This window comes from Limosilactobacillus mucosae DSM 13345 (genome assembly GCF_001436025.1).
GTDB classification, from domain to species: domain Bacteria; phylum Bacillota; class Bacilli; order Lactobacillales; family Lactobacillaceae; genus Limosilactobacillus; species Limosilactobacillus mucosae.
Genome location: NZ_AZEQ01000002.1, coordinates 26,049 through 39,679, shown reverse-complemented (window position 1 = coordinate 39,679; position 13,631 = coordinate 26,049). Strand labels below are relative to the sequence as shown.

The 13,631-nt window shown below is 45.8% G+C and carries 11 protein-coding genes and 1 pseudogene; 6 read left to right on the top strand and 6 right to left on the bottom strand.

Going from position 1 to position 13,631, the window contains the following annotated elements:
- Window positions 1-105: 105 nt before the first annotated feature.
- The gene (locus FC47_RS10850; RefSeq protein ID WP_155519125.1) at window positions 106-252 is read right to left on the bottom strand and encodes a hypothetical protein; all 147 of its coding nucleotides are present in this window, start codon (window positions 250-252) and stop codon (window positions 106-108) included.
- Between the two features lie 140 nt (window positions 253-392).
- A complete protein-coding gene (locus tag FC47_RS01080) occupies window positions 393-1,628 on the bottom strand; it encodes an RNA-guided endonuclease TnpB family protein (protein ID WP_056967577.1) in 1,236 nt (411 codons plus the stop codon).
- Between the two features lie 155 nt (window positions 1,629-1,783).
- On the opposite strand from FC47_RS01080, the pseudogene FC47_RS10845 reads away from it, so the two are divergent.
- A pseudogene (locus FC47_RS10845) lies at window positions 1,784-1,918 on the top strand (ATP-binding protein); the annotation flags it as partial.
- A 399-nt stretch (window positions 1,919-2,317) separates the two neighbouring features.
- On the opposite strand, the gene coaA reads toward FC47_RS10845, so the two are convergent.
- The 3 genes from coaA to helD all read right to left on the bottom strand — a co-directional run bounded on the left by coaA (window position 2,318) and on the right by helD (window position 8,123).
- The gene (gene coaA / locus FC47_RS01075; RefSeq protein ID WP_056967576.1) at window positions 2,318-3,241 is read right to left on the bottom strand and encodes a type I pantothenate kinase; all 924 of its coding nucleotides are present in this window, start codon (window positions 3,239-3,241) and stop codon (window positions 2,318-2,320) included.
- Window positions 3,242-3,540: 299 nt separating this feature from the next.
- The gene (locus FC47_RS01070) at window positions 3,541-5,634 is read right to left on the bottom strand and encodes an LTA synthase family protein (RefSeq protein ID WP_039946001.1); all 2,094 of its coding nucleotides are present in this window, start codon (window positions 5,632-5,634) and stop codon (window positions 3,541-3,543) included.
- Between the two features lie 185 nt (window positions 5,635-5,819).
- The gene (gene helD / locus FC47_RS01065) at window positions 5,820-8,123 is read right to left on the bottom strand and encodes an RNA polymerase recycling motor HelD (protein ID WP_056967575.1); all 2,304 of its coding nucleotides are present in this window, start codon (window positions 8,121-8,123) and stop codon (window positions 5,820-5,822) included.
- 177 nt (window positions 8,124-8,300) lie between these two features.
- Here helD and FC47_RS01060 point away from each other — a divergent pair, with 177 nt between their 5' ends.
- From FC47_RS01060 to hflX, 3 genes are all read left to right on the top strand, one after another.
- Entirely contained in the window at window positions 8,301-8,948 is a 648-nt protein-coding gene (locus FC47_RS01060) for a VTT domain-containing protein (protein ID WP_056967574.1), read from the top strand.
- A 79-nt stretch (window positions 8,949-9,027) separates the two neighbouring features.
- A complete protein-coding gene (locus FC47_RS01055; protein WP_056967573.1) occupies window positions 9,028-9,675 on the top strand; it encodes a histidine phosphatase family protein in 648 nt (215 codons plus the stop codon).
- Between the two features lie 30 nt (window positions 9,676-9,705).
- Window positions 9,706-10,986 carry a GTPase HflX gene (hflX, locus tag FC47_RS01050; protein WP_033934724.1) on the top strand — a complete coding sequence of 427 codons (1,281 nt, stop codon included), beginning with the start codon at window positions 9,706-9,708 and terminating at the stop codon, window positions 10,984-10,986.
- Window positions 10,987-11,035: 49 nt separating this feature from the next.
- Here the strand turns inward: hflX and FC47_RS01045 are convergent, their stop codons facing one another.
- Window positions 11,036-11,494: a TetR-like C-terminal domain-containing protein gene (locus tag FC47_RS01045; protein WP_338141051.1), complete on the bottom strand. Its 459-nt coding sequence runs from the start codon at window positions 11,492-11,494 to the stop codon at window positions 11,036-11,038.
- A 324-nt stretch (window positions 11,495-11,818) separates the two neighbouring features.
- Here FC47_RS01045 and FC47_RS01040 point away from each other — a divergent pair, with 324 nt between their 5' ends.
- Window positions 11,819-12,862, top strand: a complete 1,044-nt coding sequence (locus FC47_RS01040) for an aldose epimerase family protein (RefSeq protein WP_056967572.1) — start codon at window positions 11,819-11,821, stop codon at window positions 12,860-12,862.
- 88 nt (window positions 12,863-12,950) lie between these two features.
- The gene (locus FC47_RS01035) at window positions 12,951-13,616 is read left to right on the top strand and encodes a type 1 glutamine amidotransferase (RefSeq protein WP_006500548.1); all 666 of its coding nucleotides are present in this window, start codon (window positions 12,951-12,953) and stop codon (window positions 13,614-13,616) included.
- The last annotated feature ends 15 nt before the right edge of the window (window positions 13,617-13,631 follow it).

Here is a 13,631-nt window from a genome sequence, read left to right as displayed (position 1 = left end):
GGCTAAGTGAATAATTTCTTAAACTTTATTTTAATTATTCTTCAGTCTTATTTCTTAAGTTAAGACCGATTTTGAGTTAACATTAATTAATATCAGCAATACGTTTTATAGAATGGTACAATCTTCGTTGACGTCAGTGCCGACAAACATGGCAAAAACGTGCTGCTCAAAGTCGGTAACAGTTATGCAGAGGGCAAAAACGTTGACTACAATAAGTTCTTTGAACGATTCTACCGTAATGACACCTCGCATAACAGTCAACTACCACCGATTAAAATCGGTGGCTTGTAGCTCACAAGCCTAACGGCTTAGAAGTAGTAACGCACTAACGTGCTCCTTCTGCTGTGGCTACATCATCGGGTGGTTGACAGCACCCGTTTAACCAACAAGGTTTACTCATTAGTTATTAATTTGCTAAAATATGGACGTTCATTACCACTAATATACTGAGTCCCCAGGAGTTGAATGTTCATGGCGCCAATGCGATCATCATTTGATTTGTACCCGCATCGATCGCAAACATACAAATGTTCTTGATGGTTACGATTGTTTTTCCAGATGCGACCACATTTCGGACAACGTTGGCTCGTGTATTTAGCTGAAACTTGAACTACTTCGCTCCCGACTAAACGAGCCTTATAAGTTAAAAATTGGCCTAGCTGATAGAAAGCCCAGGATACTTGTTCATAGCGCTTTGCTTTTGCAACCTTTTCAGTCGCAAATCGTACATTAACTAGATTTTCCAAAACAAAGAGAGTATCAGCACCATAACGGTTAACGAGTGTCTTTGACAACTGATGATTGACATCAGTCATCCAGCGGTTCTCTCGTTGACCAATCTTCTTTAATCGGCGCTTGGCTGATTTAGTTCCTTTGCTTTGCAGCTGTTGGCGTAATCGTTTAAATTTACGGCGCTTGCGCATTACTTCTTGACCCCGGAAAAACAACGTTTTCCCTTGCTCATCATACGCAGTTGCCAAGAATCTTAATCCTCGATCAATACCAACTACATGTTGTGATTGTTCTTTTAGGTAGTCTGGCAGTTCTTTGGTTGCGCTAATGTGCATGTACCACTTACTGCCAACATGTAATATCTTAGCCATTCCAAATTGCCAAGTACCGTCTAAATATTGATCGAATCCTTGGCAAGTAAATGGTGCTTTTATACGACCATTAACTGTATTGATAGACATTACATGATTGTCTTTAAGTGACCAATCACGATTGCGTTGTAAATCTAATTGAGGTCGTTTGAAACTGATCGGATACCATAGCCAATCTAGAGTGCGGGACTCATTTTCCCAAATATCGTTGCCATATTGATCCTGCCTGCCTGTGTTATAACGATAAGGTTTTTGAGCCAATTGTGTTTTAACAGTTCGATAACGAGCAACGACATTACGAATTGCTGACTGAGCCATTTGCGCTTTTAATCCATAATCTTTTCGCAATTGATGGTACAACGCCCTGTTTAACTTCGCTTGAGCCATTTCAAAGCTATGGTTAAACATATACTGAGAAACTGCATTACAAGCTTGCCGGTAATTCTCTAAGGATTTAGCTAAAGCCGATTCATCAAGTGGTGACTGTAACTTTAATTTGCACTTAATAGTAATGGCTTGTTGCATTAGGTTCACCTCACTTTCTTCATAGCTTAATTATACTATATTTATATGTGAAATTTAAGAAAGGAAAAAAGCGAAAAAAGAAGCACCATAATAGGTGCTTGAGTGGGGCTTTCCTCCCGTCACTAAAGTAACGGGTATCCAGCCTAGGTATTATCAATGAAAAAAGATCTGGGTTTGGGATTGGTCTTTCAATCGCCCAAAACCTGGTCAAAAACTTCAAAGGCAGCCTAAGCGTTAACTGGAAAGACGACACCATCTATTTTACCGTCAGCTTTAAAAGTCTTAAGTAATCCAGTCACAGCAACGCAAAAACACAATAGACTACTACGGCCGCGCCCTTGATAACCAGTCGCGGCATCGCAAAATACCCGACCAAAACACAGCGCCCCAGCAAGCAGGCTTGTTGGAGCGCTTTTTCTTGTAGATTCAGCTGACAATGAGCGTAAAAGTCGTTGCTAAGCATTGATTGGACCAAATTATGCGAAAAATCAAGGAATAGTAGGTAGTTTCAAGCCCCATAGCAGCTTAGGGGACCATTTTCTTCACAAGACCGGCTTACCTTAACCGTCTCACATTGCCAGGTTTCCAAAAAGTCATCGCTATTCCCCGCCAGAAAGCTTTGTCAGCAAGATCCCAACATCACTAAGCAATACTGCTGACACTTGCCATCATGACTTGAGTAACGTTCCTTAGTCTTCTCGCAGATAAATCCGATCAATATGGTGATTTTCGGCTTTATGCAGAATCACATCGGCCCGATTGCGCGTTGGCAGGATATAGTCGCGCAGATTTGGCAAGTCGACCGTATCCCACACTTTCCGAGCCATCGCAAAAGCTTGTTGACGATTGCCCTTGGTGTAAGGATAGTAATAATTGCTTGGATCTTGAAAAGCCGTATCTAGAAGCATACCGAATCGTTCTAAGTACCATTGTTCAATCAATTCGGGTTCGGCATCAATATAAATCGCAAAATCAAAAAAGTCGCTGACGTAGATTCGCTGCGTAGTTGGCAGTTGCAAGACGTTAATTCCTTCAACGATTAAGACGTCTGGTTTCTCAATTACCTGGTACTCGTCCGGAACAATATCATAGACACTGTGCGAATAAATCGGTGCCTGTACGTAATCCTTGCCGGCATTGACGTCATTTAAAAAGGTCAATAGCTTTTCCATATCATAACTTTCCGGGAATCCCTTGCGCGCCATGATTCCTCGCTTTTCCAACTCACGATTGGGATAGATAAAGCCATCAGTTGTAATCAGCTCAACCTGTTTATCTGGCATCAAGCGTTTCAGCAAAATCTGTAGCAATCGTGCGGAAGTACTCTTGCCGACTGCCACTGAACCAGCAATTCCAATAATATAAGGTATTCGCCGCATTGGTTTACGCAAAAAGGTCATCTTCTGCAGCTGCATCTGCAAGTAGTTTTGATACTGCAATTGGATCAGCTTAATTAAAGGCAGATAGACCTCACGTACATCCGCCAGCGAGATCTGGTCATTGAGCGATTTAATATCATCAAGGTTTTCCTGGGTTAAGAAAGTTTTGCCATAGGGGAAAAAACTATGCCAGGTTTCACGATCAAAGCGATCATAATTCAGCCATTCATCCATGTTATTTTGATCCTTTTTGTCAAATTTCTTTTTTAATTTTATCACAAACGATCGCTATGTGTGAAAACGTTCGCAAGTGTAAAATAAATCGTAATCCTTTCGCTACTGGCACGGTATAGCTAACATTACAGTACCGCCCCTGTTCCAGCAGCGGCCTTTTGGTAAACAGAGCAGAGCAACAGCTATTTGCGCCTATCGTAATGATCTGTTCTGCTGCAGCCATCGTTTTGCGTCCAGACCAGCATATCAGCCGTGCCTCATTAAAAAAGCTCAGCCGTTTAAGCGACTGAGCTTTTGGATTATTTAGTCGGGAACTTCAGCGTGACGCCTTTTAATTCAGGTGCATCGGTCGTGTATTGATCCAGCGTTGATTGGTTGTTGTTTTGACTCTTCAAGCTGGTCTTGCTCTTCTTTTGCGCCTGTTTAAGCTGTTTCAAGCCATTCTTCAGCGTGTACGAGTAGCTCTTCTTGTTGACTGTCTTAAAGCCTTTCAGTTTGTAGAAACGCAGCAGGTCGCCATTGACGACTTTATCAGACAGGCCAAGATCCGTCGTGACATACTTTTGAATCTTGGCAAACTCGGCTTTCTGGGCCTTGGTTGGCGACTTGATCTCCTTGCCGCTGCTGGTGTAGTAGTAATCCCCATTGTACTTGGTGTACTTGTTGGTTACCCAGTCACCATTTCTAAATGGCACGATCTGGTTGCGGTTCTTAGAAAGCAGGTCTTGACCAAACTGAACGTATTTATTGGAACTGATGCCCAATAGATCCTCAATGGTTGGCAGAACGTCGATTTCACCACCATAAGTATGGTTGACGCCGCCCTTTAAGCCTTCCATGTTGATCATGAACGGTACTTTCTGGAACATTGCCAAGTCATAATTGTCAACTGACTTCTTACCCAAGATCTGAGCAATAGCTGCCTTGTGGTTGTTGGAGATTCCATAATGGTCACCATACAGAACCAGCATCGTATTCTTGCGCAGACCGGTTGAATCCAGGTAGTTGAGCAGTTCGCCAACTGATTCATCCAGGTAGCGAGCTGTTTGGACATAATGATCAACCGTACTGTCACCGGTATTCCATGACTTGATTGAAGTATTTTTCTTGTCAATGATGTAAGGATAGTGGTTCGAGACCGTAATCAGCTTAGCATAGAATGGCTGTGGCAGCTGTTCCAGATAGTATGCGGATTCCTTTAAGAACAGCTTGTCTTTGACCCCATAACCCATGTCCTCATCCTTAACCTTTGGCAGATAGTCCTTGCTAAAGAAGTACTGGTAGCCAAAGCTCTTGTAGGCATTGTCACGGTTCCAGAAACTAGGCACGTCACCATGGAATGAGGCCGTAGTGTAGCCCAGCTTTTGTTCCAACAGAGCTGGCGCCGACTGGAACGTGTTGGTCGTCCCGTCAGTAACCATGGCCGAACCTTCTGGCAGACCATACAGCGAGTTTTCCAGCATCAATTCTGCATCGGCTGTCTTCCCTTGACCAACCTGGTTGAAGAAGTTGTCAAACGAAATCGTATCGCTGGCATGGTAAAGCTTGTTTAAGTTTGGCGTAACCTCTTCACCTTTCCACTTGTAATCGATCATAAACTGCTGGAAGCTTTCCAAGTGGATGATGATGATGTTTTTGCCTTTTGCCTGCCCATAATATTCAATATTTGGCGAAGCATAGTTTTTCTTTAAGAACTTCAAGACTGGCTTGATGTCATTGCTGTTGGCCTTAGCCTTAACCGCACTGTTATGGGTAGTCTTGACGCCATCATAGATCGTATAGGCCTGCAGTCCCAAGTATTTGACGATGTAGTTGTTGTCAAAAGTCCGCGTCAACAGCTGCGGGCGATCCTTTTCTGCCATGGCCAGGTTAGCACCAAACAGCACGAAGCCAATCATCGTAATCGTCATTGCATAGCGAACCTTAAAGTAACGCATATCAATCCGAATAAAATGCGCAGCCAGCAGAACGATCAAGATGATCACATCAGCGTAAACCAAAAAGTCGGTTGGCTTAATGATACCCATCAGACTCTTGCCCAGGTTGTTTGATGCCGCTCCAGAACCTTTGATGATGTTAAAGGTAATAAAGTCGGAAAATTCTCGGTAATAGAGAATATTGGCAAACAGCCAGGTCGAAAGCAGAAAATTAATTAAGATCATCAGCCAGTATGAAAGCCGACCGCGGAAATAAAGCGCGATGCCTAAAAAGACCAGAGCCCCAGGCAAGGTGTTAAACGCCAGCAAAAACTGCTGCATACTGTCGGAAATCCCCAAGTTGAACTTGGTTTTATAAGCCCAGTAACTCTTAATCGCAAACAAGAGCACCGTGAGAAGAAAGAAGCCCAGCTTGGTGTTCAAGCCACGCCTTACCTTCTGCAACGCTGTTTTCATAATCTTTCCTCCATCAAAAAATATCAACATTAGGTATCATACAATAAAAGATCCCTAGTCGTTACGATTATTCAACGTTTTTTAACAAATGTTTGGAATTTTTTGCATCTCAGCTTAATTGATTGCCGCCGACTTAACTGATTGGTGTTTACAAGCCCGCCTGACCATCATTAAATTTGAAGATTCTATGATAAACGATCCGTCAGCTCATACTCTTGACTCGGCACATCGGCAAACAGCTGACTGGCCTGCCCCACGCTGACGATCGTCAAATCATGCATCGCCCGTGAACAGATCGTGTAAAGCAGCTGCCGCTCACTGTCGCCATGATACTTTTGGTCGTTGGCATCCCAGACGATTACCGCGTCAAACTCAAGCCCTTTGGCCAGGTATGAAGGTACGACCAGCACACCATCAACCAGCCGCTGATTTTCAGTGCGGATCAAGTTTGCCTTAACGCCCTGCTCAGCCAGCAGCTGATAGATCTGTTCGCTGTCAGCCAGGGTCTTGCCGATAATGGCAACTGCATCATGCTGTTCTTGATAGTCCTTTAGAACCGCGACGACCTGTGCGACGGCATCGTTTAGATTTGTCAGCTGGTAGATGCTTGGCCGCTTGCCTTGACGCTCAAAGGCCTCGATTTTTTCGCCATCTTTGAGAATATGCTTGGTAAAATCTGTAATCTGTTTAGTTGAGCGATATGACTTGGTCAGCTGTACTACTTTCGTCTTTTCGGGATCAAACATCGTACCCAGCTGCCGCAGCAATTGCCGACTGTTGGCGCCCGTAAAGATTGCCTGGTTAAGGTCTCCCAGCAGCGTAAAGCGGGCATTGGGGAAACTGAACTTAAGATAGGCCAGCTGGAAGGCGTCATAGTCTTGAACCTCATCGACAAAGACATAGCGAATATCACGTTCGCCGCGCTTACCCGTCAGCAGATCATACAAATAGAGATAGATTGAGATGCCGGCAGCACTGATCTGCCGTTCTTTCAGATCCTGCGTGGTTTTTTCGATAAATGCCAACCACTGCTGCTCGGTCAAATCAAACTTCTGCAGATCAACCATCTTTGGCAAGGCCTTTAAAAACAGCAGATACTGTGCATTGATGTTGATCCACATGTTATGACGAATTGCTCGATGAATCGGCGCGAACTCCTTTAAAACGATCTGCTTGGCATAGAAGTTGTATTCCTGCTTGTCTGATTCAAACTCGCGCGGCCGATTGTTCATCATCGCGTCCATCTGCTCTTTGCTGAGACTTTGGACGGCTGCTTCTGCCCATTTTGAGCGCATGGCCCCGCCAACTCGGCTTCTCAGCTGATGATCCAGCGCATCTTTGGTCGCATCCAGACGATTGCCCAGGTTATAGTTGCGATTGAATGAGTAATAGATCGTCTTGATTTGTTCCTTGGTAAAAAACGGCTTGCCATGAAACATCAGATTCCGAAAGCGCAGGCCCCGCTGACCAAGCGCCCTGGCATAGGCACCAACTGCTTTAAAGCTGCTTAAGCTCGTCAATAGGCGATTGATGTTTTGATCGACTGCTGCCTGACTGCTTTCAAAGCGCTGCTGGAGCGTCTGAACGTGCAGTCTTGGCACCCGCCGATTAACGTATTGGAAGTAGGTCATTTGAACCATATTGTGCTCGCCCAGTTCTGGCAGCACCTGATCAATATAGTCGTTGAACAGTTGGTTGGGGCTGAACAAAACCACCTGGCTGGCCGTCAGATTGCCACGATAACGATACAGCAGCCAAGCCACGCGCTGTAAAACAGCAGCCGTCTTACCAGAACCAGCCGCTCCTTGAACAAACAGCAATTCATCTTTGGCATCCCGAATGATTTCGTTTTGCGTTTTTTGAATCGTCGTTACGATACTCTTCATCTTGGTGCTGGAATGGGTTCCCAAGGCACTCAGCAGCATCTGATCGGTTACGGCCTCATCGGTATCATAAAGCGTGACGATCGTGCCATCCTCGATCTGGAACTGGCGCTTGAGTCTGACATCGACCTCCTGCTTGCCAACGGGGGTTTCATAAGTGACCGGTCCCAGCTTGCCATCATAATAGATTGAAGAGATCGGTGCCCGCCAGTCATATACCAGAAAATGGTCCGGACGATCAGAGAACGAGGCCAGGCCAATATAAATGGTTTCAGGTTTTTGCGCACCTTTTTCCAAAAAATCGATGCGGGCAAAATATGGTTTGGCTTCCAAGCGCTTCAGTGTGCTCAAACGATCGGCGGCATGCTGCCAGCTGTTTTCCCGCTCATCAAGCATCTGCTGCTGGGCGCGAACCGACATGGCCGTATCCATCATCCCCGAATAAGTCGTGGTATTCATGTGGATATCATTGAACTGCTTGCTCAGGCCCTTCACATCCCGTTTGGCGTTTTCAATCGTGCCGCTGGCTTTTTCCTCAGCCTTGCGAACTTCTTTAACGACCTGCTCCAAATGATGCTGTTCGTATTGTTGGATTGATTCTGTCAAACTCGAACATCCTTCCTGTCTTGAAAATCTAATCTTAGAATTATAACATTTTTTGCGCCGCGATTCCGTTATTAAGACTTGTCCGCATAAGGTTTGCTTAACTTATCGCCAGCAGTCTGGTTTAGATGGTCACAAAATACTAGAATGATCTCAAAAGCTGATTTGAAGGTGGAAGCAATGGCTAAGCTCTTGTATGCTTTGACGCATATTCCTCAAGTGGTCCTCCCTTTGTTCAATTCACTGGGCAGCTGGACCTACGTCATATTATTTAGCCTGATCTTTATGGAAACTGGTCTGGTTGTTTTTCCTTGGCTGCCAGGACAGTCGCTGATTTTTGTCACGTCTTCGTTTGCTGCTTTGCACGGTGCCGAGGTCAAGATGAGCATTTTAGTACCCGGCTTTTTTATCGCGGCCGTGCTGGGCGACACGCTTAACTATCTGATCGGTACCCGCTTGATCAAATGGCCCTGGCTCAAGCGGCGGCTGGCTGGTCCGACTATGGCGAAAGCCCAGCTGTTTTTCAGCAGATATGGTTTGCGTGCGATCATCTTTGGGCGTTTCGTCCCGCTGATCCGCACCTTTGTCCCGCTGATTTCCGGCATCGCCAAATACCGCTTTGGCCGTTTTATGCTTGGCAATGTCTTAGGCGTGGCCATCTGGGTAGTCTCCGGCGCGCTGGCGGGATACTATCTTGGCAGCATTCCATTTGTACAGGCCCATTTTTCAACGCTGCTGCTGGGTTTGGTCATCTGCGGATCTTTGCCAGCCGTCTTTTTCAATCTCATCAAACGGATCCGCCGGCATATTATTGAACGCAACCTCTAACGCAATTTCGTACAATTTACCGCGGAATAATGGTAAACTGAATACTAAACAACGTACAGAATAATGGAGGTTTTTTCCCTTGGCAGTAAATGTTTATTTCGTTCGACACGGTCAGACCTACTTGAACCTGTTCCATAAATATCAAGGCTGGTCAGATGCACCGCTGACCGAAAAAGGTATTGAAGACGGCAAGCGCGTGGGCAAGGCTTTGGCCAAGATCGACTTTGACTATCTTTTCTGCAGCGATATGCGACGGACGGTTAAAACCGCAGAACTGCTAGCGGCCAGCCATCCTACCAAGATCGTTCATCCAGAGCCAGATCCAGCCTTTCGGGAAGTCTTTTTCGGCTTTTTTGAAGGCGAGGACACGGCTACGGCTTCCATGAACATTGGTCTTTGCCGTTCCTATGACGAGCTGGTCAGCAAGTATTCTGTTGAAAAGGCGCGCGATATCACCAAAGCTGCTGACCCATTCCATTTGGCTGAAAATGATGCCGAATTCTGGCAGCGCATGGACAAAGGTTTGGACCGGCTGCGCAATCTTCCTGATGGCAGTACTGCCGTCGTTGTTTCTCATGGTGCAGCCATTCGCTCAATCGTCAGCCGCTATGCCAAAGACAAGGCCCTGGCCAACGATGCACCCGTCAATGGCAGTATCACAAAACTTTCCTTGACCCCAGATCAAACCGAGATCGTCTTTTACAACCAACTGAGCTTGCCTGAATAAAACCTTGCTAAAAGGGGGAACTTTCTGTTAATGGACACTAATATACAAAGTGCTGAACCAGTAATTATCATTGGCCTTAACATGGACCAGGAAGATTATGAGTATTCCATGGAAGAATTGGCAGCCCTGGCCGAAGCCAATCAAATGGAAGTCATTGATCGTTTGGACCAAGCCTTGGATCGGCCTAACCCAGCGACCTACTTTGGCTCCGGTAAGGTGGAAGAGCTGCGTCACCTGGCCGAGGCAGAAGAAGTCGCCACGGTAATCGCCAATGACGAGCTGACGCCAAGTCAACTGCAGAACCTGGCTGATCAAACCGGTGTCCGGATTTTGGACCGAACTGCCTTGATCTTGGAAATCTTTGCCAAGCGCGCGCAAAGCCGTGAAGCCAAGATTCAAGTCGAGATTGCCCAGCTTCAATATCAATTGCCGCGTCTGCAGACGGCTGCCAATCAGCGGCTTGACCAGCAGACTGGTGGCGGATCTGGCTTTACCAACCGTGGTGCCGGTGAAACCAAGCTGGAAATGAATCGACGGACCATCAACCATAAAATCAGTCATTTGCGGGCTGAGCTCAAAGAAATCGCCAAATCTGAGGACGTTAAACGGGCTAAGCGAGAAAAAAGCGACACGCCAACAGCTGCCTTGGTTGGCTATACCAATGCCGGCAAATCGACCATTATGAATCAGCTGGTCAGTCGTTTCGGAGTTTCGGAAGAAAAGCAGGTTTTTGAAAAGAACATGCTTTTCGCCACTCTGGATACCAGCGTACGTCAATTAACGCTGCCTGATCAAAAACGCTTTTTGCTCAGTGATACGGTTGGTTTTGTCAGCAAACTGCCTACTCATCTGATCGAAGCCTTTAAATCAACCTTGGCGGAAGCTGCCAGTGCTGATCTGCTCATCCAGGTAATCGACTATTCCGACCCTAATTATGAAGCCATGATGCGCACGACCGAAAAGACGCTCAAACAGATTGGCATTGAAAACATCCCAATGCTGTACGTCTTTAATAAAGCTGACCAGACCGAGTTTGAATATCCAGTCATGGAAGGCGATAACCGGATTATTATCTCAGCCAAGGATGATGAATCCATTCAGCTCTTGGTCCAGGCCTTGCGTCGTCATCTTTTCAAAGACTACGTACAGACTGAGCTGCTGATTCCATTTGCCGATGGACGAACGGTTTCCTACATCAATGAAAACTGCAATATCTTAGAGACTGAATATCTCAATAACGGTACGCGGCTCAAAGTCGAGATGTCACCGCAAGATTTTGCCCGCTTTGAACGCTACGTCATTAAAAATTAAAAAAATCTGGCATCGACTGCATCGATGTCAGATTTTTTAATTGAGGTATCTAGTTTAAACCATCGCGTTCCATTTGATCCGAAAGATTGTGCATTGACTGCTTAACAAAATCAATGACGTCTTGCTGCGGAACCTCATAGTTGTTTTGCCGCCACCAGTAAAAGGCCCCTAGAATCGAACCGCTCAAAATGTAGGCCAGCATTTCTGGATTCTTGGAGTTTCGCAAAGCCGTAACGATCGTGTCTTGATTTTCAGTAACGTGACGCTGCCGCAGCAGAATCTCACTGACGATCTTCATAATCTCGCCGTACAAAGAGCTTTGCGAGCTGCTGTCGGCTAGATTGCGGAAGATATCACGATTATCGCTGACATACTTGATCAAGATTTCAACAAATTCATCCTCATTGCGGTCTGACTGATCAATCAAGATGTTCAAGCGCGTACTGATCGTCTGTTCCAGCAGATCATACTTATCATGAAAGTAACGATAAAAGCTGCTTCGATGCAACAGTGCCTCATTACAAATTTGATCGATTGTCAAATGTCCAAACTGGTGAGTCTTTAATAAGCTTTCCAGAGCATTTTGGAAATCTCGAACTGTTCGATTCATTTTCATTAAAATCGGCCTTTCTATTTTGAGATTATACTTAGATTATAAAACGTTGCTTTATGATACAAAACATCTTTCTTAGTATTATAGTTCTTTTAAAAGACAGTTCAATTAATATGTTTTCTTGATTTGTCTTATTTTTGGTATTTTTAATCACAAACTAGCGTAATATGGTACAATCTTTTTATGAAAACGTTTGCTTTTTAAGAGGTGGATTTAATTATGGAAATTAAAGAAAGCAGTTTCGGTACTTTTGAAGGACAAGAAGTCAAAAAATACACGCTTATCAACGATCAGGACGTGCAGGTCAGCGTTTTAAACTATGCCGGTCTGTTACAGGAAATCTCGGTTCCAGGCAAAGACGGCAAGCGCGTCAACCTGGTTTTGAGCGCAGCCGACATTGAGCACTTTACTGACAACGGCATGTGCAACAACCGAGTGATTGGCCGTGTTGCCGGACGGCTGGCCAAGGGCGAGTTCACGATTGACGGTCAGGAATATCACGTCGACACTAATGAAAACGGCAATACGCTTCATGGCGGCCCGAATGGTTTAGGCAACCAGTTCTTTGAAGCCGAAACCGTTACGACGCCAAATACCGTTAAAGTTGTCTTAACCAAGACCATGACGCCTGAAATCGACTCTTTCCCAGGCAATGAGAAAGTTACGGTTACCTACTCACTGAGCAATGACAACCGTGTCGTAATCGATCTGGATGGCGAAACGGATGCCAACACGCTGTTCAACCCAACCGTTCACACCTACTTCAACCTTGGCGATTCTGACGTGGCAACCGTTGAAGATCAAGTATTACAGGTTAACTCCAAGTTCCACTTAGACGTTGACGATGAAAAGATTCCAACTGGCAAAAAGCTCGTAAATGCCGGCACGCCATTTGATTTCCAAACTCCTCGTCGTTTGGGCGATGCGCTTAATGAAATGAAGAGTACTAAAGAAGGCGGCTTTGATGACATCTGGCAGGTTGAACCAAGCACGAACGTCAACCACGAACCAGTTGCCACGCTGTCTGACCCTGCCAGCGGCCGCAAGATGAAGCTGTACTCAGATCGCAATGGTTTGGTAATGTACACTGCCAATGGAATGGACAAGTCGCTCCAATTCAACCGGCCAAGTGCCTCATGGTGTGCGCTGGCAATGGAAGCCCAAACGCTTTCTGACACGCCTCACCATCCAGAATTCGGCGATATCACCCTGCGTCCTGGCAAGCCAGCTCACCACCGCATCGTTTACGCAATTGAATTTTAATCAAATCTGATATCAAAAACCGGCAGCCAGCAAGACAGGCTGTCGGTTTTGCTATAGAATAGGGTCTAAAACAAGGAGTGATCGATTAATGAGAATCAACGTTTTGCAGCACACCCCCAACGAAGGCCCTGGCGTAATCAGTGAATGGGCCCACCAGCGCGGCCACGAGATCTACGTCTATCATCCGGCCCAGTTCAACAAGCTGCCCACGGCTGATGAAACCGATATGCTGGTCATCTTAGGCGGTCCGATGAGTCCTAATGATGATCTGCCCTGGATTGCAAAAGAGCGGCAATTGATCAAAGAACTGCTGGCCCAGGACAAGCCAATGTTTGGTGCCTGCTTTGGCGGACAGCAGCTGGCAATGACTTTGGGCGCCACGGTTAAAGACGCGCCCGTTAAAGAAGTTGGCTGGGCTCCCGTCTTCTTAAAGAGCGATGTAATTCCTGACCTGCCTGAGGCATCTACCGTTCTGCACTGGCATCAGCAGATGTTTACCATTCCCAATGGCGCTCAGCTACTCTACTCATCAGCCGGCTTAAAAGAACAGGGCTTTGTTTATGGCCATCGCGTTGTTGGGCTGCAGTTTCACTTTGAGCCGCTGGCCGATAACGTCCGCGAGATCGTAGTCAATGATGGCGACTATGCAGCAGGATCAATTCTTAATCAGACCCCGGCTGAAATCATTACTCATCCCGTGCCTAAAGAAAATACCGCGACCATGTTTAAGATTTTGGACTGGATCAACGAATAGCTCACTGTCTGTCTT